The sequence below is a fragment of the Pseudoflavonifractor sp. SW1122 genome, from assembly GCF_012027765.1.
Lineage (GTDB): Bacteria > Bacillota > Clostridia > Oscillospirales > Oscillospiraceae > Enterenecus > Enterenecus faecium.
In genome coordinates this window covers 24269-44245 of sequence record NZ_SJOS01000011.1, presented here as the reverse complement: position 1 = coordinate 44245, position 19977 = coordinate 24269, and the positions used below count along the sequence as shown (strand labels likewise).

At 61.2% G+C, this 19977-nt stretch carries 25 protein-coding genes; 21 read left to right on the top strand and 4 right to left on the bottom strand.

What is annotated here, in order from left to right; all coding sequences use genetic code 11:
* Window positions 1-14 precede the first annotated feature (14 nt).
* A complete protein-coding gene (locus tag E0L15_RS04375; protein WP_168124660.1) occupies window positions 15-3713 on the top strand; it encodes a phosphoribosylformylglycinamidine synthase in 3699 nt (1232 codons plus the stop codon).
* A gap of 431 nt (window positions 3714-4144) precedes the next feature.
* Here the strand turns inward: E0L15_RS04375 and E0L15_RS04370 are convergent, their stop codons facing one another.
* On the bottom strand, window positions 4145-4450 hold the full coding sequence (locus tag E0L15_RS04370; RefSeq protein ID WP_087230582.1) for a YerC/YecD family TrpR-related protein: 306 nt from the start codon (window positions 4448-4450) through the stop codon (window positions 4145-4147).
* Between the two features lie 167 nt (window positions 4451-4617).
* On the opposite strand from E0L15_RS04370, the gene E0L15_RS04365 reads away from it, so the two are divergent.
* Window positions 4618-5730, top strand: coding sequence for a metallophosphoesterase (locus E0L15_RS04365; RefSeq protein ID WP_168124659.1), 1113 nt, complete (start codon window positions 4618-4620; stop codon window positions 5728-5730).
* Between the two features lie 158 nt (window positions 5731-5888).
* A complete protein-coding gene (locus tag E0L15_RS04360) occupies window positions 5889-7292 on the top strand; it encodes an NAD(P)/FAD-dependent oxidoreductase (RefSeq protein WP_168124658.1) in 1404 nt (467 codons plus the stop codon).
* Window positions 7293-7335: 43 nt separating this feature from the next.
* On the opposite strand, the gene E0L15_RS04355 is transcribed toward E0L15_RS04360, so the two are convergent.
* Together E0L15_RS04355 and mnmE are read right to left on the bottom strand one after the other, a co-directional pair.
* On the bottom strand, window positions 7336-8289 hold the full coding sequence (locus tag E0L15_RS04355) for a hypothetical protein (protein WP_168124657.1): 954 nt from the start codon (window positions 8287-8289) through the stop codon (window positions 7336-7338).
* A gap of 440 nt (window positions 8290-8729) precedes the next feature.
* Window positions 8730-10097 (bottom strand): tRNA uridine-5-carboxymethylaminomethyl(34) synthesis GTPase MnmE, encoded by a 1368-nt coding sequence (gene mnmE, locus E0L15_RS04350; protein ID WP_168124656.1) that lies wholly within the window; start codon window positions 10095-10097, stop codon window positions 8730-8732.
* A gap of 200 nt (window positions 10098-10297) precedes the next feature.
* On the opposite strand from mnmE, the gene E0L15_RS04345 reads away from it, so the two are divergent.
* Window positions 10298-10711 carry a protein-export chaperone SecB gene (locus E0L15_RS04345; RefSeq protein WP_158096737.1) on the top strand — a complete coding sequence of 138 codons (414 nt, stop codon included), beginning with the start codon at window positions 10298-10300 and terminating at the stop codon, window positions 10709-10711.
* Window positions 10712-10752: 41 nt separating this feature from the next.
* On the opposite strand, the gene E0L15_RS04340 is transcribed toward E0L15_RS04345, so the two are convergent.
* Window positions 10753-11148 (bottom strand): hypothetical protein, encoded by a 396-nt coding sequence (locus E0L15_RS04340; protein ID WP_087230565.1) that lies wholly within the window; start codon window positions 11146-11148, stop codon window positions 10753-10755.
* Between the two features lie 173 nt (window positions 11149-11321).
* Between E0L15_RS04340 and E0L15_RS04335 the strand changes: the two genes are divergently transcribed.
* From E0L15_RS04335 to rpsH, 17 genes are all read left to right on the top strand, one after another.
* Complete coding sequence (locus E0L15_RS04335) at window positions 11322-11867, top strand: dCMP deaminase family protein (RefSeq protein WP_168124655.1); 546 nt, start codon at window positions 11322-11324, stop codon at window positions 11865-11867.
* Window positions 11868-12517: 650 nt separating this feature from the next.
* Window positions 12518-12832: a 30S ribosomal protein S10 gene (rpsJ, locus tag E0L15_RS04330; protein WP_087230559.1), complete on the top strand. Its 315-nt coding sequence runs from the start codon at window positions 12518-12520 to the stop codon at window positions 12830-12832.
* A gap of 146 nt (window positions 12833-12978) precedes the next feature.
* Entirely contained in the window at window positions 12979-13701 is a 723-nt protein-coding gene (rplC, locus tag E0L15_RS04325; protein ID WP_087230556.1) for a 50S ribosomal protein L3, read from the top strand.
* 18 nt (window positions 13702-13719) lie between these two features.
* Window positions 13720-14334 carry a 50S ribosomal protein L4 gene (rplD, locus tag E0L15_RS04320; RefSeq protein WP_087230553.1) on the top strand — a complete coding sequence of 205 codons (615 nt, stop codon included), beginning with the start codon at window positions 13720-13722 and terminating at the stop codon, window positions 14332-14334.
* The gene (gene rplW, locus E0L15_RS04315; RefSeq protein WP_087230550.1) at window positions 14334-14630 is read left to right on the top strand and encodes a 50S ribosomal protein L23; all 297 of its coding nucleotides are present in this window, start codon (window positions 14334-14336) and stop codon (window positions 14628-14630) included. The genes rplD and rplW overlap by 1 nt, the downstream gene beginning before the upstream one ends.
* Before the next feature lie 17 nt (window positions 14631-14647).
* Window positions 14648-15481 (top strand): 50S ribosomal protein L2, encoded by an 834-nt coding sequence (gene rplB, locus E0L15_RS04310; protein WP_087230548.1) that lies wholly within the window; start codon window positions 14648-14650, stop codon window positions 15479-15481.
* Between the two features lie 14 nt (window positions 15482-15495).
* The gene (rpsS, locus tag E0L15_RS04305; RefSeq protein ID WP_087230545.1) at window positions 15496-15768 is read left to right on the top strand and encodes a 30S ribosomal protein S19; all 273 of its coding nucleotides are present in this window, start codon (window positions 15496-15498) and stop codon (window positions 15766-15768) included.
* A gap of 14 nt (window positions 15769-15782) precedes the next feature.
* Window positions 15783-16115: a 50S ribosomal protein L22 gene (gene rplV, locus E0L15_RS04300; protein WP_087230542.1), complete on the top strand. Its 333-nt coding sequence runs from the start codon at window positions 15783-15785 to the stop codon at window positions 16113-16115.
* 19 nt (window positions 16116-16134) lie between these two features.
* Window positions 16135-16947 (top strand): 30S ribosomal protein S3, encoded by an 813-nt coding sequence (gene rpsC, locus E0L15_RS04295; protein ID WP_087230539.1) that lies wholly within the window; start codon window positions 16135-16137, stop codon window positions 16945-16947.
* Window positions 16947-17369, top strand: coding sequence for a 50S ribosomal protein L16 (gene rplP, locus E0L15_RS04290; protein WP_087230536.1), 423 nt, complete (start codon window positions 16947-16949; stop codon window positions 17367-17369). The genes rpsC and rplP overlap by 1 nt, the downstream gene beginning before the upstream one ends.
* 2 nt (window positions 17370-17371) lie before the next feature.
* On the top strand, window positions 17372-17563 hold the full coding sequence (gene rpmC / locus E0L15_RS04285) for a 50S ribosomal protein L29 (RefSeq protein WP_143482197.1): 192 nt from the start codon (window positions 17372-17374) through the stop codon (window positions 17561-17563).
* Between the two features lie 13 nt (window positions 17564-17576).
* Window positions 17577-17840: a 30S ribosomal protein S17 gene (gene rpsQ, locus E0L15_RS04280; RefSeq protein ID WP_087230530.1), complete on the top strand. Its 264-nt coding sequence runs from the start codon at window positions 17577-17579 to the stop codon at window positions 17838-17840.
* Between the two features lie 15 nt (window positions 17841-17855).
* Window positions 17856-18224, top strand: a complete 369-nt coding sequence (gene rplN, locus E0L15_RS04275) for a 50S ribosomal protein L14 (RefSeq protein WP_087230527.1) — start codon at window positions 17856-17858, stop codon at window positions 18222-18224.
* Between the two features lie 17 nt (window positions 18225-18241).
* A complete protein-coding gene (rplX, locus tag E0L15_RS04270; RefSeq protein ID WP_087230524.1) occupies window positions 18242-18553 on the top strand; it encodes a 50S ribosomal protein L24 in 312 nt (103 codons plus the stop codon).
* A gap of 21 nt (window positions 18554-18574) precedes the next feature.
* A complete protein-coding gene (rplE, locus tag E0L15_RS04265) occupies window positions 18575-19126 on the top strand; it encodes a 50S ribosomal protein L5 (RefSeq protein ID WP_087230521.1) in 552 nt (183 codons plus the stop codon).
* Window positions 19127-19144: 18 nt separating this feature from the next.
* Window positions 19145-19330 carry a type Z 30S ribosomal protein S14 gene (locus E0L15_RS04260; protein WP_080906393.1) on the top strand — a complete coding sequence of 62 codons (186 nt, stop codon included), beginning with the start codon at window positions 19145-19147 and terminating at the stop codon, window positions 19328-19330.
* A 234-nt stretch (window positions 19331-19564) separates the two neighbouring features.
* Window positions 19565-19966, top strand: a complete 402-nt coding sequence (gene rpsH, locus E0L15_RS04255) for a 30S ribosomal protein S8 (RefSeq protein WP_087230519.1) — start codon at window positions 19565-19567, stop codon at window positions 19964-19966.
* Window positions 19967-19977 lie beyond the last annotated feature (11 nt).

Here is a 19977-nt window from a genome sequence, read left to right as displayed (position 1 = left end):
GGGAGAGTGTGGCAATGAGCAAGGTATTTCGCTGCTTTGTGGAAAAGAAGCCCGGCTTTGACGTGGAGGCAGGGCACCTGATGGGAGAGCTGAAAGGCCCCCTGGGGGTGGACTCCCTCACCGGGGTGCGGGTCATCCGCCGCTACGACGTGGAGGGAGTGGAGCGCAGCGTCTACGACGCCGCCCGCACCACCATCCTCTCGGAGCCCCAGGTGGACGGCATTTGGGATGAGGAGATGCCCCAGCTGCCCCAGGAGCCCCACACCATCGTGGCTGTGGAGGCCCTGCCCGGCCAGTATGACCAGCGGGCAGACTCCTGCGCCCAGTGCTTCCAGATGATGACCGGCGGCGAGCGCCCCACCGTGCGCTGCGCCACCGTGTACGTGCTGGAGGGCACCCTCACCGAGGAGCAGCTGGACAAGATTCGTGGCCACCTCATCAACCCCGTGGAGAGCCGTGAGGCTTCCCTGGACAAGCCCGAGACCCTCCAGGGCCAGTACCCCGTGCCCGAGGCGGTGCCTGTGCTCCACGGCTTTACTCAGCTGGACCGGGAGGGGCTGGAAGAGCTGCTGGCCCAGTACGGCCTGGCCATGGACCTCTCCGACCTGACCTTCCTCCAGACCTATTTCCGGGACGAGGAGGGGCGGGACCCCACCCTCACCGAGGTGCGGGTGGTGGACACCTATTGGTCCGACCACTGCCGCCACACCACCTTCTCCACCCACTTGGACAGCGTCAGTGTCAAGCGGGACGACGTGAAGGCCGCCTATCAGCGCTACCTGGACGCCCGGGTGGAGGTGTACGGCCAGGAGAAGGCGGACAAGCGGCCCCAGACCCTCATGGACCTGGCCACCATCGGCGCCAAGACCCTGAAAAAGCGGGGCATGCTTCCTGAGCTGGACGAGAGCGAGGAGATCAACGCCTGCTCCATCCACGTCCCCGCCCAGGTGGACGGCAAGGAGCAGGACTGGCTCCTGATGTTCAAAAACGAGACCCACAACCATCCCACCGAGATTGAGCCCTTCGGCGGCGCGGCCACCTGCATCGGCGGCTGTATCCGGGACCCCCTGTCCGGCCGTGTGTATGTCCACCAGGCCATGCGTGTCACCGGCGGCGGCGACCCCACCGTGCCCTTCTCGGACACCATCCCCGGCAAGCTGCCCCAGCGCAAGATCGCCCAGACCGCTGCCGCGGGCTACTCCTCTTACGGCAACCAGATCGGCCTGGCTACCGGACACGTGGCCGAGGTCTATCACCCCGGCTACATCGCCAAGCGCATGGAGTGCGGCGCTGTGGTGGGTGCCGCTCCCGCCAGCCACGTGCGCCGGGAAGTGCCCGCCCCCGGTGACGTGGTCATCCTGCTGGGCGGCCGCACCGGCCGGGACGGCATCGGCGGTGCCACCGGCTCCTCCAAGAGCCACAACATGACCTCTCTGTCCACCATGGCCAGTGAGGTGCAGAAGGGCAACGCCCCCGAGGAGCGGAAGATTCAGCGTCTGTTCCGCCGGGGCGACGTGACCCGCCTCATCAAGCGCTGCAACGACTTCGGCGCTGGCGGTGTGTCCGTGGCCATCGGTGAGCTGGCCGACGGCCTGACCATCGACCTGGACGCCGTGCGCAAGAAATACGACGGCCTGGACGGCACTGAGCTGGCCATCAGCGAGAGCCAGGAGCGTATGGCCGTGGTGGTGGCCCCCGAGGACGCCGCCGCCTTCATGGCCGCCGCAGCGAGCGAGAACCTGGAGGCGTACCAGGTGGCTGTGGTCACCGAGAGCCCCCGCATGGTCATGACCTGGAAGGGCCAGACCATCGCCAACCTGAGCCGAGCCTTTTTGAACACCAACGGCGCCGTCAAGCACGCCCAGGTGGAGGTGCCCCAGGGCACCGTGAAGCCTGTGGACGGGGCCAACACCCTGCGGGATATGGCCGGGAGCTTGAAGAGCGCCTCCCGCCGTGGCCTTACCGAGCGGTTCGACGGCTCCATCGGCGCTGGCAGCGTGCTCATGCCCTTTGGCGGCAAAACCCAGCGCACCCCCGCCCAGGCCATGGCCGCCCTGTTCCCCGTGGAGCCCGGCCAGGAGACCGACCAGGCCAGCCTCATGGCCTGGGGCTTTGACCCCGACTGGATGAGCGCCGACCCCTACCTGGGGGCTCAGGCCAGCGTGGTCACCTCCGTGGCCAAGATTGTGGCCGCTGGCGCCGACTACACCCGTGCTTACCTCACCTTCCAGGAGTTCTTTGAGAAGCTCCGGGACGAGGCCAAGCGCTGGGGCAAGCCCTTCCAGGCGCTGCTGGGCGCTCTGGACGCTCAGCTGGGCCTGAACTGTGCCGCCATCGGCGGCAAGGACTCCATGTCCGGCTCCTTCATGGAACTGGACGTGCCCCCCACCCTCATCTCCTTTGCCATCGCCCCTGTGAAGGCGGGCGAGGTCATCACCCAGGAGTTTAAGGCCGCTGGCCACCCCGTGTACCTCTTCGGCGGGGCCGACCTCACCGACTACGCCGGTCACCGCAACGCCTTTGAGCAGTTCCACGCCCTGTGCCGCACCGGAAAGGTGGCCGCCGCCTGGGCCGTGGAGAACGGCGTGGCCGAGGGCGTCATGAAGATGGCCTTCGGCAACGGCGTGGGCTTCAAAGCCGCCGACGGTGTCAACGCCCCCTGGTACACGCCCTGTCCCGGCATGATCATTGCCGAGTGCACCGAGGAGGTGGAGGGCGGCGTGCTGCTGGGCTACACCGACGAGTCCGGTGCCGTCACCATCGGTGACGACACTGCCCCCATCGCCGAGCTGCTGGAGCTCAACGACAGCGTGCTGGAGACCGTGTACCCCACCGATGCGGGCCTGTCCGGCGACGTGGAGACCATCTCCTGTGAGAAGCGCTCTCCCGCCGTGTTCAGCGCCTCCATTGCCAAGCCCCGGGTGGTCATCCCCGTGTTCCCCGGCACCAACTGTGAGTTTGACTCCGCCCGGGCCTGTGTGCGGGCCGGCATGGAGGCGGAGATCGTGGTGGTGCGCAACCTCACCGCCGAGGACCTCCAGCAGTCCGCTGTGGAGCTGGAGAAAGCCATTGCCAGAAGCCAGATCATCTTTGTGCCCGGTGGCTTCTCCGGCGGCGACGAGCCCGACGGCTCCGCCAAGTTCATCTGCTCCTTCTTCCGCAACCCCCGGCTCACCGATGCGGTCCACGACCTGCTTCGACATCGGGACGGCCTGATGCTGGGCATCTGCAACGGCTTCCAGGCCCTCATCAAGCTGGGCCTGGTGCCCTACGGCGAGATTCGGGACATGGACGACAGCTGCCCCACTCTGACCTATAACACCATCGGCCGCCACCAGAGCCGCTACGTCACCACCCGTGTGGCTTCCGTCCGGTCTCCCTGGATGCTCAAGAGCCAGGTGGGCGACCTGCACTCCATCGCCATCTCCCACGGCGAGGGCCGCTTCGTGGCCCCCGAGAACGTGGTGGAGCAGCTCATCGCCAACGGCCAGGTGGCCACCCAGTACGTCAACCCCCTCACCGGAGCCCCCACCATGGACATGGTGGGCAACCCCAACGGCTCGGTGTGCGCCATTGAGGGTATTTTCTCCCCCGATGGCCGGGTGTTCGGCAAGATGGGCCACTCCGAGCGGCGGGGGCCCCATGTGGGCGTGAACATCGTGGGCGACAAGATGCAGCCCATCTTCGAGTCCGGCGCTGAGTACTTCAAATAAGCAAAATAAGACAAGCCCCCAGGCCAAACGGCCTGGGGGCTTGCTATTTTGTGTCATATCCGGTATCATGATGTGGGTGCTACCATACGGTTGGCGGTTTGTCCCCCCTGCTTCATAAGGGGGTGCTTCTTGCCCCCTGAGAAAGGGGGTGGTCCCGGTGACATATGTGACATTTTCTGATTTGATTCAGATTGGCATTTTAGTCGTGGGGATAATTGCTCTGTTTCAGAACATAAAAAAGAAGTAACCGCCAGTCTCCCAAACTTCCGGTTACTTCTTAAGTAAACGCTGGGGGACAACCGTCACCGGTAGCACCCTTCGCTTATATGATAGCCCGTTTTCGGAGGAATGTCAAGATGAAGACCGGGCTGTGTATGGACAATGGGAGGAAGAGCCAAAGCTGGCGCTTCCTCCTGCTTGTTGTTGGGACGTTATTCTGAGGGCTCCTGGTCCTCTTTCTGCCGCTGAATCATCCGGTGCATGCCTCCGGTGCCGAAGGAGAAAATCCGGTTGACCCGGCTGATGGTGGCGGAGCTGGCCCCGGTCTTCTCCAGAATCTCGGTGTACACCAGCCCCTGGTCCAGCAGGCGGGCCACGTCATACCGCTGCTCCATGGCCCGCAGCTCTCCCACGGTACACAAATCATCAAAAAAGGCGCAACACTCCTCCACGCTCTTCAGCTGCACAATGCTCTCATACAGCGCCATGCTGCGCTCCTTGCTCGCTACTTTGGGCATAGGCTCCTCCTTGTGGATGGGTAGTTTCTGATACGTTTATCCTAACACATTGAAGCGATGAAGTAAACGGTTTTTTTCACTCCGCCTTGCGGCGGGTTTCTTTTGCACCGGGGGAGAAGTCGTGATATGATAAAAGGGAATACATGCCACACGGAAGGATGAGTCCCATGAGTTCCACAGCTAAGGTCCTACGGCCTGACATTGCCCCGGGCAGACGGGTGCTGGCCATCAGCGATATCCACGGAAACCTGCCCTTTTTTCGGGGTGTGCTGAAAAAAGCCGAATTTTCCCCTGAAGATGTGCTCATCCTGGTGGGAGACTTGTTTGAAAAAGGGGAGGAGAGCCTGGGCCTGCTGCGCTATCTCATGGAGCTGGGGGAGACCCACACCGTGTACCCCCTGTGCGGCAACTGCGATCACCTGGACCTCATCTTTTTGGAGGGACGGCCCGGCATCGACGAGGCCCTCTGGCCGGTGTTTCGCACCTGGGACCGACGCTCCCTCATCCTCCAGATGGGGGCAGAGCTGGGGCTGCATCCCCAGGGGCCGGAGGACCTGCCCCAGCTACGGGCGGAGATTTTGGAAAAAATGCCCCGGGAGGTGGCATATTTGCGGGGGATGGCCCACATCCTACAGGCAGGGCGGTACATTTTTGTCCACGGCGGCATTGACCGGGAGGAGGACCTGGAGTCCCTGCCCGCCTACGGCTGCATGAAAAACGACAACTTTGTGGGCCAGGGCCGGAACTTCCACCACTGGGTGGTGGTGGGCCACTGGCCAGTGACCCTCTACCGCACCGACATTCCCGTGGCCCGGCCGTGGATGAAAGAGGACCAGCACATCGTGTCCATTGACGGCGGCTGTGTGCTCAAGGTGGACGGCCAGCTCAACGCCCTTATCATCCCCGACATCACCCAGGAGCACATGGACTATGTGGCCTATGACGGCCTGCCGGTGGTGACGGCCCTGGATGACCAGGCGCCATCCCAGGATTCCTTTAACATCCGCTGGAGCGACAGCGTGGTGGAGATTTTAGAGGAGGGGGAGGACGTGTGCTGGTGCCGCCATGTGTCCACCGGGCGGGAGATGTGGATTTTGCGCCACTACCTGTACACCCGCCAGAGCGACGGCCTGACCCACACCGAGGACACCACCGACTATGAGCTTCCCATCCAGGCCGGGGACCGGCTGGCCCTGGTTACCGAATGCAGCCGGGGCTACCTGGTGAAAAAACACGGGGTGACGGGCTGGTACCGGGGAAGGATAACGGGCAGGGAATAGGTAATAGTGAAGAGTGAAGAAGTAAGGTGTGCCGCATAGCGGCACGGATTTTAGTCGAAGGGGCCTTTCTTGACAGAAAACTCCATTGCAACAATCCCAAACCTCTGCTATACTGCATCGGGGCTTTGCCCCTACTATTACGGAAATGAGGAACGTTCATGACCAATCGTTATGATGTTATGGTGCTTGGCACCGGAGAGGCGGGCATTTTTGCCGCCTATGAGCTGGCGCTGCGCTGTCCCGAGGCCAAGGTGCTGGTGGTGGACCAGGGCGCCGATATCTACCACCGCAGCTGTCCCATTGTGGCGGGCAAAGTGAAGGCCTGCATCAACTGCAAGGTGTGCGACACCATGTGCGGCTTCGGCGGAGCCGGGGCCTTCTCCGATGGCAAATTTAACTTTACCACCGATTTCGGCGGCTGGCTCACCGACTTCCTCAGCCAGGAAGAGGTGATGGAGCTCATCGACTACGTGGACTCCATCAATGTCCAGCACGGCGCCACTACCCAGTGCTTCTCCACCACCACGCCCCAGGCCCGGGAGCTGGAGAAAAAGGCCCTGGAGTTCGACCTGCACCTGCTCCAGGCCCGGTGCAAGCACCTGGGCACCGAGAACAACCTGCGCATTTTGACCAACATCTATGAGCACATCCGGGACAATCACGACTTCCGGTTCCGCACCGCCATCCGCTCCATCACCGTGGAGGCCGACGGCACCTACACCCTGGCCAGCGAGAACGGGGACACCTTCAACGCCCCCTATCTCATCGCTGCTCCTGGCCGCTCCGGCGCGGAGTGGTTTGCCAACCAGTGCAAGGGGCTGGGGCTGGAGCTCATCAACAACCAGGTGGACATCGGCGTGCGGGTGGAGCTGCCCGCCACCGTCTTCGAGCACATCACCGACGTGGTGTACGAGTCCAAGCTGGTCTACCGCACCAAGCAGTACGGCGACTCGGTGCGCACCTTCTGCATGAACCCCTACGGTCACGTGGTGGCGGAGAACGTGGAGGGCATCAACACCGTCAATGGCCACTCCTACTCCGACCCCAAGCTGCAAAGCCGCAACACCAACTTCGCTCTGTTGGTGTCCAACCGGTTCACCCAGCCCTTCAATGAGCCCTACCGCTACGGCAAGCACATCGCCTCTCTGTCCAACATGCTGGCGGGTGGCGTGCTGGTGCAGCGGTTCGGGGACCTGGTGTCCGGCATCCGCACCAATGAGCACCGCCTGTCCAAGTCCTTTGTGCGGCCCACTCTCACCGCCGCCGTCCCCGGCGATCTGTCCCTGGCTCTGCCCAAGCGGCAGCTGGACGACATCATCGAGATGATCTACGCCCTGGACAAGCTGGCCCCTGGTACCGCCAACTACGACACCCTGCTGTATGGTGCCGAGGTGAAGTTCTACTCCGCCCGCATCTCCCTGTCCAACCAGCTGGAGACCGCCCTGCCCGGCTTCTTCGCCGTGGGCGACGGCGCCGGTGTCACCCGTGGCCTGGCCCAGGCGGGCGCCTCCGGCGTCAAGGCTGCCCGGGTGGTGGCAGACCGCTTAACAACCCGCAACTGAGACAAAAAAGCCGCTGTGCAGCCTTTGCACAGCGGCTTTTTCCTTACAGTTCCACCGGCGGGTGGCCCAGGCGGTACACCACATCCACAAATCGGCGGTTGCGGATGGAGCTGCGGATGGTGGGCACAGCGCCGCCCAACATGAATACATACAGCAGCACCAGGTTGGTCCAATAGGCAGAGGGCACGATGATCTCCTCGGCCAGCAGCACGGGCACGGCCTGGAAGGCCATGGGCAGGGGCATTTCCAGCTGCTGAGACACCAGAATGGCCCAGTCGATCCGGTCGCCCACAAAGGTCATGACGATCATCACCACAATGCTGATGACAATACCACGGTTGGACAGCTTGCCCCCCAGCATCTCATAGCCCTTGAGGGTACACACGGCCATGATGAGGCCGGACAGGGCGGCTACAACCCCCAACTGGCTGAGCAGGACGATGCACAGCACTCCCAACAGGGAGCCGATGAGGCTGCCCACGATGCCGCCCGCCACATTTTCGCTCTTCTGGGCTCTCTGGGTCTGGGCGGTGTTGTGGGACTGCTTCAGAGCCTGGGCGCAGCTGTCGCACACCTGCATGTAGCCGCCGGAGACAAAGTAGCCCTCCACAGGCAACTCCTGGCCGCAGTTCTGGCAGCAGGGCCGGAAGGACTGGGTGCGCAGCAGCTCGATGAAGGCGTTCATGGCCGACTCCAGCCGCTCGCCGCCCTTGGCCCCCTTGACCCGGACGGTGATGGAGACGTCATTTTGCCGCTGGTTGAAGATAAAAACCTCTTTGTGCTCCCGTCTGAACTGGCGCACGTCCTCCTTGTTCAGGGCTCCGGCAGCCCGGCGGGCGGGGGTGGTCACCAAAAGCTGATAGGGGTAGCGGGGGTCCGGGGCGAAGATGGTCCAGGCGTAGCCGCCCCGCTGGCCGTACAGGCCACCGCTGGGGTCCATCTGCAACCCCAGGCGCTGGGCAAACCCAGCGTAGGCGTTGGAAATTTTCTTGTTCATAAACTCTCTCTCTTTCTCTCCCCTGGGTGGGGATGAGAGCATCTTAGCACAGGGGGAGAGAAAAGTCCAGTATCCCCCCAGGATAGCCAAACATCGGCAAGGAACGGGAAACAACCCACCACCTATAGCGGCCTGTGTGGCAGGGAAGGGGGGAAAAGCCTCGCAGAGTTCCCGCCGCCAGGCGGGAAACATTGAAATGCATGGGATCCCAGGACATGCGCATGGGATCCCATACTTCTCGCCCTGCAAGTGTGGTTTTGGCCGCCTGTGGCGGACAAAAATGCGCGCAGCAGGGTGCAAAAAAAGACACCGGGAAAGGCGGTCTGCCTTTCCCGGTGAGAGAGACTTCCACAGCTTCCACAAAGTTTTCCACATGGTGTGTGAGTTGTGGAAGGCTATCCATAGATATGGTGTCAACCCCTAAAAAGTGACAAAAACTGTCATTTACCCACGCAAAAGCGCTGGAAAATTTGGGAAGTAATGTCGTCCCGCACCACACGCCCGGTGAGCTGGCCCAGATATTGGAGGGCGTCTTCCACATCGGTGAGGACGGCGTCGGGGGAGAGCCCGGCCTGGAGGGCCAGCTGGGCACGGGTGAGGCAGTCCCGGGCCTGGGCGGCGGCCTGGGCCTGGCGGGCATTGGTGAGGAGCGCTCCGGGGCGCAGGCCGGGGTCGTGGGGGAACAGGCGGCCAATGGCCAGCTCCAGCTGGTCGATGCCGTCCCCGGTGAGGGCGGACAGGGTCACCGTCTCCACTCCGGCGGGGGGCTGGGGCAGGGGAGCGGCGGAGGGCAGGTCCTCCTTGTTGTACACCAGGATGGTGGGGCCGTTCTGGGCGGCCAGCCGCAGCAGCTCTTCCTCCTCCTCGTCCCGGGGCCGGGAGGCGTCCACCACCACCAGGGTCAACTCGGAGCGGCGCAGGGCTTCCCGGCTGCGCTCCACCCCCAGCTGCTCCACCTGGTCGTCGCTGTCCCGCAGCCCGGCGGTGTCGATGAGGCGCAGCAGCACGCCGCCCAGGTTCAGCCGCTCCTCCACGGTGTCCCGGGTGGTGCCGGCGATGGGGGTGACGATGGCCCGGTCATAGCCCAACAGGGCGTTGAACAGGGTGGATTTTCCGGCGTTGGGCTTGCCCACGATGGCGCAGGGAATGCCCTCCACCAGGGCTTTGCCCCGCTGGTAGGTGGCGGTGAGCTGATCCAGCTGTTTCTCCGTCTGGCCCAGGGTGTGGTTGATCTCCTGGGCCTCGAAGGGGTCGATGTCCTCGTCGGGGTAGTCCAGGACGGCGTGGAAGTGGGCCATGAGGGCGGTGAGCTGGTGGTAGATGTCCTCAATGACCTGGGCCAGAGCGCCCCCCAGCTGTCCGGCGGCCTGATACACCGCCCCCTGGGTCTCGGCGTGGATGAGGTCTGCCACCGCCTCGGTGCGGGTCAAATCCATTTTTCCCGCCAGGAAGGCCCGCCGGGTGAACTCGCCCGCCTGGGCCTGGCGCACCCCACAGGCAAACAGGGCCTCTAGGGCCATGGTCAGCAGCACCGGGGAGCCGTGGCATTGCAGCTCGGCGGTGTCCTCTCCCGTATAGCTGTGGGGGCCACGGGAGACGGTGGCCAGGCAGTGGTCCAGGGCGTTGCCCTGGGCGTCGTGGAGGGTGCCGTACACCAGCAGGCGGTTGGGCTGCTCTGCCATGGGCTTGCCGCTGGCGGGGGTAAACACCTGGTCCAGGGCGGAAATGGCCTGGGGCCCCGAGAGGCGGAGGATGCCGATGGCAGTGGCCTGGTGCCCGGTGGCAATGGCGGCAATGGTATCATTCATAAAAATCACCTCGAAAAGCCAGGGGGCGTGTGTGCAAAAGAGAGAGAAATTTACACAAGGACGGTTGCACACCCTGTCAAGTTATGGTACAATAGCGGCAGTGTCGCCAAAGGCGAGGGGCGTCAGAGACGTCCGGCCATGGTATCTCTATGGTACAATGGAACACAGGAAAAATCAACAAGAAGGGCGAGGTGCCAACCATGGCAGATTTGCAAATGCTTTCCTACAAGCTGGAGGACCTCCAGTTTTTCAACAAGCTGGACAAGGCTGGGCAGGTCCAGCTGGAGAACAACTCCAATTTCACCGTTAAGTACAACGCGGACTCCACCAAGTGCGTGGCCAAGCTGTATCAGTGCGTGAAGGACAAGACCGACAACCCCGATCACCGTTTCTTCGCCTCTGTGGAGCTGGTGGGCCTGTTCCAGGTCACTGGTGAGGTCACCGACGACGATAAGAAGGAGTTCCACGTGCGCTGCTACGAGCAGCTGTTCTGCTACGCCGACACCCTGGTCAGCCGGGTGTGCGAGGCCGGCGGTATGCCCAACTTCCGCCTGCTGCGCCGTCCCATGACCAAGGACTCTGTGCAGGTCAAGCAGCCCAACCAGAACAAGTAATTCCATAAAAAATGGGTCGGACGTTCGTCCGACCCATTTTTTTAACTTTTTTCCTCGAAGGTGGCCCCGCAGGAGCGGCAGTGGACGGTGATACGTCCCTTGCCCCGGGGCACCCGCATCTGCTGGCCGCAGCTGGGGCACTTGAAGTAACGGTGCTCCCGGTCTTTCATCCGGGTGCGGAAGGTGCGGAATTTATGTTGGATGGGCCGGACAATCTGGAGAAACCGGGTGTTTTCTGCCTGACGGCGGTAGATGTCCCGGGACAGCATCCGAAACAGCACCACCAGTAATAGTACCAGTACGATCATGTCCAGCACCCACAGCCCGGTGAGGAAAAACACCAGGTAGAGCACCAGATAGGTGACCGTGAGAAACAGATTGAGTTGGTCCATGCCATAGCGGCCAGTCATAAAACGGCTGAGATATTGACGAATCACAGGTTCTTACCTCCTGACAGCCTAAGGCGTCGCTGTATTGTTACTATTATGATAATCGCAACGTTTGGCAACGTCAATGGGGTAACGGTAAACAAAATGTGAATTTGACCGTTGTGTCACGGAAAAAAGGCTGATATAATGGCAGGCAGTACGAAATATGGAGGGATGGTCCCATGCCACGCATTGACAAGACAAACTATTATCTGGACATTGCACAGACGGTGTCCGAGCGCTCCACCTGCCTGCGCCGCCACTATGGGGCCATCATCGTCCAAAACGACGAGATCGTGTCCACCGGCTACAACGGCGCCCCCCGGGGCCGGAAAAACTGCATCGATTTGGGCTACTGCACCCGGGAGGCCATGAACATCCCCTCTGGGGAGCGGTACGAGCTGTGCCGTTCGGTGCACGCCGAGGCCAACGCCATCATCTCTGCCTCCCGCCGGGAAGTGCTGGGGGCTGCCTTATATATGGTGTGCGTGGACCCCAAGACCCGCACCCTTCTGGCCGGGTCCACCTCCTGCTCCATGTGCCGCCGCCTCATCATCAACGCGGGCATCTCCCAGCTGGTCATCCGGGATACGGAGACGGAGTACCGCATTGTGGATGTGGAGAAGGAGTGGATTGAGGAGGACGAGTCTCTGCCCAGCCATCTGAGAGAGGGGCAGGGGAGTTCTTGCGGTTGCAGCGGTGGATGCGGGGGCGGATGCTGTGGTTAATGAAAAGTGAAGAGTGAATAGTGAAGAGTGAATAGTGAAGAAGTGTGGTGTGCCGCTGGGCGGCACGGATTTTGATTGAGGCAGCCCTAACATCGGTGCATTTCCTGCGTTGATGGGCGTAGGGGAGGGGCTTGCCCCTCCCGAATCCCCCGGGGCAATGCCGGGGTGGCCACGGGCCGGGCAAGCCACGGCCCCTACCACAGCGCCGCATGGGGGGCGGAAACGTCAAGAGAGCGGCAGAGGTTTCGAGGGCCTGGGGGCCGGAAAAGCAAAGGTCAAACTGCACACAAAAACCCCCTGGTTTTCCCCGGGAACTGGCGGAGTTTGCAGCGAAAAAACTTGAATTTTCCCTTGACTTTACAAAGTGTATATAGTACAATAATCAAGCGCCTGCAAAGGGTGCACTATGCGATGATGCGGGAGATTGCTCGTGAAAACGAGGTAACTTCCGCGGAGTATGTCCGAGAATCGGGCGGCTGAGAGACTCAGTTCACGGCGTATATCGCCGGGAAATGGGTGAAACCGGCCAGCTTTTGTGCCGGTTTTATTCATGCCCCAGAGTGATACGCACGGAAACGTGGACGGAGTTTTTCACCGTACGAAGGGACGACCAATCATCACTTCGTATGTTATTAAGGAGGAAAACCCAAATGGCAGCTCAGAAAGAAATGATTCGCATTCGGCTCAAGGCTTACGATCATCAGCTGATCGACCAGGCCGCCGAGAAGATCGTGGAGACCGCCAAGCGCTCCGGCGCCACCGTCTCCGGCCCCATCCCCCTGCCCACCAAGAAGGAAGTGGTCACCATCCTGCGCGCTGTCCACAAGTACAAGGACAGCCGTGAGCAGTTTGAGCGTCGCACTCACAAGCGTCTGATCGACGTGGTGAAGCCCTCTGCCAAGACTGTGGAGGCTCTGATGAGCCTGGACCTGCCCGCCGGCGTGGACATTGAAATCAAACTCTAAGAAGTAAGACAGAGCCTGATTTCACACAACTTTGTTGTACCCGCAGCTCACCGCTGAAATTGAGGTGAGCGGGTCATGTTGGAAAACCAATGAGCACCCAATGTCTCACGTTTTTCAACCAATAACCTTATTAAGGAGGAATACACATGGAAAAGGCCATTATCGGCAAGAAGCTGGGCATGACCCAGATCTTCGATGAAGCCGGCAAGGTCATCCCGGTCACTGTCATCCAGGCAGGCCCCTGCACCGTGGTGCAGAAGAAGACCGAGGAAAAGGACGGCTACACCGCCGTTCAGCTGGGATTTGAGGAAGTTCCCGAGCGCAAGCTGTCCAAGCCCGAGGTGGGCCACAGCAAGAAGTCCGGCAAGGTCCTGCGCGTCCTGAAGGAGTTCAAGCTGGATAACGCCGCCGAGCTCAACGTGGGCGACGAGATCAACGCCACCGTGTTCGCCGTGGGCGATCGCGTGGACGTGACCGGCATCAGCAAGGGTCACGGCTATCAGGGCGTCGTCAAGCGCTGGGGCGCTCATACCCTGAAGAATACCCACGGTACCGGTCCTGTGCACCGTCACGCCGGTTCTATGGGCTCCAGCACCGATCCTTCCCGCATCTTCAAGGGCAAGATCGGCGCCGGCCAGATGGGCAACGAGCAGGTCACTGTGATGAACCTGGACGTTGTGGTGGTCGACGAGGAGATGGGCCTGGTTGCCGTGCGCGGCGCTATCCCCGGCCCCAAGGGCGGCGTGGTCGCTCTGCGCAGCTCCGTCAAGAAGGTCATGGAGAAGAAGGTCACCGAGGCTGGCCGCGTCAATCCTCAGAAGGCTTCCGCCCGTGTCAATCCCCAGAAGGCCTCTGCGCGTAACAAGTAAGAAAGGAGAGAATGACAAATGCCTAAAGCTAACCTTTATGATATGGCCGGTAAGCAGATCGGCGAGGTCGAGCTCTCCGAGTCCATCTTCGGCATCGAGCCCAACCAGTACGTCGTTCACGATGTGGTCAAGAATCACCTGGCCAACTGCCGTCAGGGCACTCAGAGCGCTCTGACCCGTGCCGAGGTTTCCGGCGGCGGCCGCAAGCCCTGGCGCCAGAAGGGCACCGGTCACGCCCGTCAGGGTTCCACCCGTGCTCCTCAGTGGACCCACGGCGGTATCGTGTTCGCTCCCAAGCCCCGCGATTACAGCTACACCCTCAACAAGAAGGTGAAGCGTCTGGCCCTGAAGTCCGTTCTGTCCGCTAAGGCTGCCTCCGGCAACCTGCTGGTGGTGGACGGCCTGGGCATGAACGAGATTAAGACCCGTACCTTCCAGGGCTTCCTGAACGCCGTGGAGGCCGACAAGGCTGTGGTTGTCACCAGCTGCGCCAACGTGGTCAAGTCCGCTCGCAACATTCCCGGCGTGGTCACCACTCCCGCCAACCTGATCAATGTCTATGACATTGTCAACGCCAACCAGCTGATCATCGACAAGGCTGCGCTGGCCACCATCGAGGAGGTGTTCGCCTAATGAAGACCGCTTACGATATCATTAAGCGCCCCATCGTCACCGAGCAGTCCATGATGCTGGCCACCGAGAAGAAGTACACCTTCGAGGTCGCCAAGGACGCCAACAAGATCGAGATCGCCAAGGCAGTCGAGGAGATCTTCGGCGTGAACGTGGCGAAGGTTAACACCCTGAACATGCAGGGTAAGGTCAAGCGCATGGGCCGTTATCCCCAGGGCCGTCGGGCCAGCTGGAAGAAGGCCGTTGTGACTCTGACCGAGGAGTCCAAGACCATCGAGTTCTTCGAGGGTATGGTGTAAGAGGAGGAAATTGAACTATGGCTATTCGCGTATACAAGCCCACAACGCCCTCCCGCCGTCACATGACTGTGTCCGCCTTCGAGGGCATTGATAAGAAGGCCAAGCCGGAGCGCTCCCTCACCGAGGTGCTCCAGAAGCACGCCGGCCGTAACAGCTACGGCCGCATCACCGTCCGCCACCGCGGCGGCGGCAACAAGCGCAAGTACCGTATCATCGACTTCAAGCGTGATAAGGTGGGCAGCGCTACCGTCATCAACCTGCAGTACGACCCCAACCGCTCCGCCAACATCGCCCTCATCGAGTATGAGGACGGCGAGCGCCGCTATATCCTGGCTCCCGTGGGCATCAAGGCCGGCCACATCATCATGACCGGCGCCGACGCCGACATCCTGCCCGGCAACTGCCTGCCCATCGCCAACATCCCCGTGGGTGAAATGATCCACTGCATCGAGCTGTATCCCGGCAAGGGCGCTCAGCTGGTTCGTTCCGCTGGCGTGGCCGCTCAGCTGATGGCTAAGGAGAACGGCATGGCTCAGGTGCGTCTGCCCTCCGGCGAGGTCCGCCTCATCCGTGAGGAGTGCAAGGCCACCATCGGCCAGGTTGGCAACACCGACTGGGCCAACATCCACATCGGTAAGGCCGGCCGTAAGCGTCACATGGGCTGGCGTCCCACCGTGCGTGGCTCCGTCATGAACCCCAATGACCACCCCCACGGCGGTGGTGAGGGCAAGAGCCCCGTGGGCCGTCCCGGTCCTGTCACTCCCTGGGGCAAGCCTGCTATGGGTTACAAGACCCGCAAGAAGAAGAACCCCACCGACAAGTTCATCGTCAAGCGTCGTAACGGTAAGTAAGGAGGCAGTAAAAGATGAGCAGAAGTATCAAGAAAGGCCCCTTTTGCGCTCCCGAGCTGCTGAAGCGGGTCGACGAAATGAACAAGGCCAACGAGAAGAAGGTTCTGAAGACCTGGAGCCGCGCCTCCACCATCTTCCCCTCCTTCGTGGGCCACACCTTTGCTGTGCATGATGGCCGCAAGCACGTGCCCGTGTACGTCACCGAGGACATGGTCGGCCACAAGCTGGGCGAGTTTGCTCCCACCCGTACCTTCAAGGGTCACGCTGGCAGCAAGACTGGTAAGTAAGGAGGAGAGATAGAATGGAAGCTAAAGCAACACTGAGATACATTCGTATCTCTCCCCGCAAGGTCGGCATTCTGTGCGACCTGATCCGTGGCAAGAGCATTGCTCAGGCCAACGCCATCCTGGCTCTGACCCCCAAGGCCGCTGCTGAGCCCCTGATGAAGCTGGTCAACAGCGCCGCCGCCAATGCCGAGAACAACCACGGCATGGACCCCGAGAAGCTGTACGTTGCTGCCACCTTCGCCACCCCCGGCCCCATCATCAAGCGCTTCATGCCCCGGGCCCAGGGTCGTGCCTATCGCATCAACAAGAGAACTTCTCACGTGACCGTTGTGGTCAAAGAGCGCTAAGTAAGGAGGTCAAAGAGTAATGGGACAGAAAGTTAACCCCCACGGCCTTCGCGTGGGCGTCATCAAAGACTGGGACTCCCGTTGGTATGCCCGCAATGAGAAAGTGGGCGACCTCCTGGTTGAGGACTACAATCTCCGCCGCGATCTGAAGAAGCGGCTCTACTCCGCCGGCGTGCCCAAGATCGAGATCGAGCGTGACAACGCCAAGATCCGCATCTATGTGCACTGCGCCCGTCCCGGTGTCGTCATCGGCAAGGGCGGCGAGGAGATCGAGAAGCTGCGCGTGGAGCTGGAGAAGAAGCTGGGCAAGCCCGTGGCTCTCAACATCGTTGAGGTCAAGAACGTGGACACCAACGCTCAGCTGGTGGCTGAGAACATCGCTCAGCAGCTGGAGAAGCGCATCGCGTTCCGCCGCGCTATGAAGAACGCCATGGGCCGCGCGATGCGCATGGGCGCCCTGGGCATCAAGGTGCAGGCTTCCGGCCGTCTCAACGGCGCTGAGATCGCCCGCACCGAGCAGTACCACGACGGCACCATCCCCCTGCAGACCCTGCGTGCCGACATCGAGTACGGCTTTGCTGAGGCTGCCACCACTTATGGCCGCATCGGCATCAAGGTGTGGATCTACAAGGGCGAGGTTCTGACTCAGACCCTGCGCACCACTCCCCGCACCATCGACACCAAGAACTACAAAGAGCGTGAGCAGCGCCCCCGTCGTGACCGCCGCAATGGCGATCGCCGCAACGGTGGTGACCGTCGCCAGGGCGGCTTCAACCGCAATGGTGGCAACCGCCAGGGCCGTCCCGCTGCTAAGGAAGGAGGCGCCCAGTAATGCTGCTGCCTAAGAGAGTGAAATATCGCCGCGTGCACCGTGGTCGTATGACCGGCGTCGCCACCCGTGGCAACACCATCGCTTACGGTGAGTTCGGCCTGGTGACCACCGAGCCCGCTTGGATCACCGGTAACCAGATCGAGGCCGCCCGTGTGGCCATGACCCGTTACACCAAGCGTGGCGGTAAGGTCTGGATCAAGATCTTCCCCGACAAGCCCGTGACCAAGAAGGCCCTGGGTACCCGAATGGGTTCCGGTAAGGGCGCTCCCGAGTACTGGGTTGCCGTTGTCAAGCCCGGCCGTGTCATGTTCGAGATCGCCGGCGTTTCCGAGGAGGTCGCCCGTGAGGCCCTCCGTCTGGCCAGCCACAAGCTGCCTGTCAAGTGCAAGATTATCAAGAAAGAGACGAATGGTGGTGAATGAAGATGAAAGCTAACGAAGTCCGTAAGATGAGCGCAACCGAGCTGGAGACCAAGCTGGTGGAGCTGAAGAAGGACCTGTTCAACCTCCGTCTTCAGCACGCCACCAATCAGCTGGAAAATCCCATCCGCATCGCAGAGGTTAAGAAAGACATTGCCCGAGTCAAGACCATCCTGCGTGAGCAGCAGGGCCGATAAGGAGGAGTAAACGATGAGCGAAGTGAGAACCTCTTCTCGTAAGACCAGAGTCGGCCTGGTGGTTTCGGATAAGATGGATAAGACCGTGGTGGTCGCCATCGCCGACCGCGTGGCCCACCCTCTGTATAAGAAGATTGTCAAGCGCACCTACAAGCTGAAGGCTCACGACGAGCTGAACCAGTGCGGCGTAGGTGACCGTGTTCGTGTGATGGAGACCCGCCCCCTGTCCAAGGACAAGCGCTGGCGCGTGGTTGAGATCATCGAGAAGGCGAAGTAAGAAGGAGGTGCCAGTATGATTCAGGAAGAAAGCTATCTGAAGGTTGCCGACAACACCGGCGCCAAGGAGATCAAGACCATCCGCGTACTGGGCGGCTCCAAGCGCAAGTTTGGTAACATCGGCGACGTGGTGGTCGCCTCCGTACGCAAGGCCGCTCCCGGCGGCACCGTGAAGAAGGGCGAAGTGGTCAAGGCCGTTATCGTCCGCTCCAAGCGCGGCGTGCGCCGTGCCGACGGCAGCTATGTGCGTTTCGACGACAATGCCGCCGTTATCATCCGCGACGACAAGAACCCCCGCGGCACCCGTATCTTTGGCCCAGTGGCTCGTGAGCTGCGTGACAAGGACTACATGAAGATCCTGTCCCTGGCTCCCGAAGTGCTGTAAGAGGGGGGTTACGAGGTATGAGTATGAACGTAAAGAAGAACGATACCGTGGTTGTCCTGTCCGGTAAGGACAAGGGCAAGCAGGGCAAGGTCCTGTCCGTCAACCCCGAGGCCGGCAAGGTGGTCGTGGAGGGCGTCAGCGTCGCTACCCGTCACCAGAAGGCTCGCCGTCAGGGCGAGGAGGGTGGCATCGTCAAGAAGGAGACCCCCATCTACGCCTGCAAGGTTATGACCGTGTGCCCCAAGTGCAACAAGGCCACCCGCGTCGCCCACAAGATCGTGGACGGCAAGAAGGTGCGCGTGTGCAAGCACTGCGGCGCTGAAATCTGAGAAAGAGGAGGAGTATAGAAAATGGCTAACCCCAATCTGAAGGCTAAGTACAATGCCGAGATCGCTCCTGCTCTGATGCAGAAGTTCGGCTACAAGTCCACCATGGAGATCCCCCGCATCCACAAGATCGTGGTGAACGTGGGCTGTGGTGAGGCCCGCGACAACGCCAAGGTGCTGGAGAGCGTGGTCAACGACCTGGCCACCATCACCGGCCAGAAGCCCGTCATCACCCGGGCCAAGAAGTCCGTGGCTAACTTCAAGCTCCGTGAGGGCATGCCCATCGGCGCTAAGGTCACCCTGCGCCAGGACAAGATGTGGGAGTTCATGGATCGTCTGTTCAACGTGGCCCTGCCCCGTGTGCGTGACTTCCGTGGCATCAACCCCAACGCCTTCGACGGCCGCGGCAACTACGCCCTGGGCCTGAAGGAGCAGCTGATCTTCCCCGAGATCGAGTACGATAAGATCGACAAGATCCGTGGTATGGACATCGTCATCTGCACCACTGCTAAGACGGACGAGGAGGCCAAGGAGCTGCTGACTCTCCTGGGCGCTCCCTTCACCACCAACGGTTAATGGAAGGAGAAACCAGCTATGGCTAAGAAGTCTATGATTCTCAAGCAGCAGGCTGAGCCCAAGTTCTCCAGCCGCCGCTACAACCGCTGCAAGATCTGCGGTCGCCCCCACGCTTACCTCCGGGACTACGGCATCTGCCGTATCTGCTTCCGCGAGCTGGCCTACAAGGGCCAGATTCCTGGCGTGAAGAAGGCCTCCTGGTAATTTGCCGCAAAACGGTCGAATACCGGAGAAAAATTTGGATAACAAGTCCCAGGCGGGGGGTTGCACCCCCGCCTATGGGCATGTTATAATAAATCGTTGGCCACCGTGCCAATGGTAAAAGAGACCCCCAGCGTGGGAAAAGACGGACAAAAGGTCGGAGGAACCAACCTAGCCTTCGATACCTTTCCGCCTGTACGGGCATCAAGCCCGTAAATTTTATAGGAGGTAAAAATCATGCAAATCACCGATCCCATTGCGGATATGCTCACTCGCATCCGCAACGCGAACAACGCAAAGCATGACACCGTGGATGTTCCTGCTTCTAACATGAAGAAGGCCATCGCTCAGATTCTGCTGGACGAGGGCTATATCAAGAACTTCCAGACCATCAACGATGGTACCCAGGGTGTCATCCGCATCACTCTGAAGTATGTGCAGCCCGGCAAGGAGAAGGCCATCACTGGTCTGCGCCGGGTGTCCAAGCCCGGCCTGCGTGTGTACGCTGGCGCTGAGGAGCTGCCCCGCGTGCTCCGTGGCCTGGGCATTGCTATCGTGTCCACTTCCAAGGGCGTCATGACCGACAAGAAGGCCCGCGAGGCCCATGTCGGCGGCGAAGTCCTGGCTTTCGTTTGGTAAGGAGGGTATAG

Coding starts and splice junctions, on each gene's coding strand:
- rplN (WP_087230527.1), top strand. CDS start 17,856: ATGATTCAGGAAGAAAGCTATCTGAAGGTTGCCGACAACACCGGCGCC.
- rplE (WP_087230521.1), top strand. CDS start 18,575: ATGGCTAACCCCAATCTGAAGGCTAAGTACAATGCCGAGATCGCTCCT.
- rpsJ (WP_087230559.1), top strand. CDS start 12,518: ATGGCAGCTCAGAAAGAAATGATTCGCATTCGGCTCAAGGCTTACGAT.
- E0L15_RS04360 (WP_168124658.1), top strand. CDS start 5,889: ATGACCAATCGTTATGATGTTATGGTGCTTGGCACCGGAGAGGCGGGC.
- E0L15_RS04365 (WP_168124659.1), top strand. CDS start 4,618: ATGAGTTCCACAGCTAAGGTCCTACGGCCTGACATTGCCCCGGGCAGA.
- E0L15_RS04335 (WP_168124655.1), top strand. CDS start 11,322: ATGCCACGCATTGACAAGACAAACTATTATCTGGACATTGCACAGACG.
- rplW (WP_087230550.1), top strand. CDS start 14,334: ATGAAGACCGCTTACGATATCATTAAGCGCCCCATCGTCACCGAGCAG.
- rpmC (WP_143482197.1), top strand. CDS start 17,372: ATGAAAGCTAACGAAGTCCGTAAGATGAGCGCAACCGAGCTGGAGACC.
- E0L15_RS04260 (WP_080906393.1), top strand. CDS start 19,145: ATGGCTAAGAAGTCTATGATTCTCAAGCAGCAGGCTGAGCCCAAGTTC.
- E0L15_RS04355 (WP_168124657.1), bottom strand. CDS start 8,289: ATGAACAAGAAAATTTCCAACGCCTACGCTGGGTTTGCCCAGCGCCTG.
- E0L15_RS04370 (WP_087230582.1), bottom strand. CDS start 4,450: ATGCCCAAAGTAGCGAGCAAGGAGCGCAGCATGGCGCTGTATGAGAGC.
- rplB (WP_087230548.1), top strand. CDS start 14,648: ATGGCTATTCGCGTATACAAGCCCACAACGCCCTCCCGCCGTCACATG.
- rpsS (WP_087230545.1), top strand. CDS start 15,496: ATGAGCAGAAGTATCAAGAAAGGCCCCTTTTGCGCTCCCGAGCTGCTG.
- rplD (WP_087230553.1), top strand. CDS start 13,720: ATGCCTAAAGCTAACCTTTATGATATGGCCGGTAAGCAGATCGGCGAG.
- rplC (WP_087230556.1), top strand. CDS start 12,979: ATGGAAAAGGCCATTATCGGCAAGAAGCTGGGCATGACCCAGATCTTC.
- rplX (WP_087230524.1), top strand. CDS start 18,242: ATGAGTATGAACGTAAAGAAGAACGATACCGTGGTTGTCCTGTCCGGT.
- E0L15_RS04375 (WP_168124660.1), top strand. CDS start 15: ATGAGCAAGGTATTTCGCTGCTTTGTGGAAAAGAAGCCCGGCTTTGAC.
- rpsQ (WP_087230530.1), top strand. CDS start 17,577: ATGAGCGAAGTGAGAACCTCTTCTCGTAAGACCAGAGTCGGCCTGGTG.
- mnmE (WP_168124656.1), bottom strand. CDS start 10,097: ATGAATGATACCATTGCCGCCATTGCCACCGGGCACCAGGCCACTGCC.
- rpsC (WP_087230539.1), top strand. CDS start 16,135: ATGGGACAGAAAGTTAACCCCCACGGCCTTCGCGTGGGCGTCATCAAA.
- rpsH (WP_087230519.1), top strand. CDS start 19,565: ATGCAAATCACCGATCCCATTGCGGATATGCTCACTCGCATCCGCAAC.
- E0L15_RS04345 (WP_158096737.1), top strand. CDS start 10,298: ATGGCAGATTTGCAAATGCTTTCCTACAAGCTGGAGGACCTCCAGTTT.
- rplP (WP_087230536.1), top strand. CDS start 16,947: ATGCTGCTGCCTAAGAGAGTGAAATATCGCCGCGTGCACCGTGGTCGT.
- rplV (WP_087230542.1), top strand. CDS start 15,783: ATGGAAGCTAAAGCAACACTGAGATACATTCGTATCTCTCCCCGCAAG.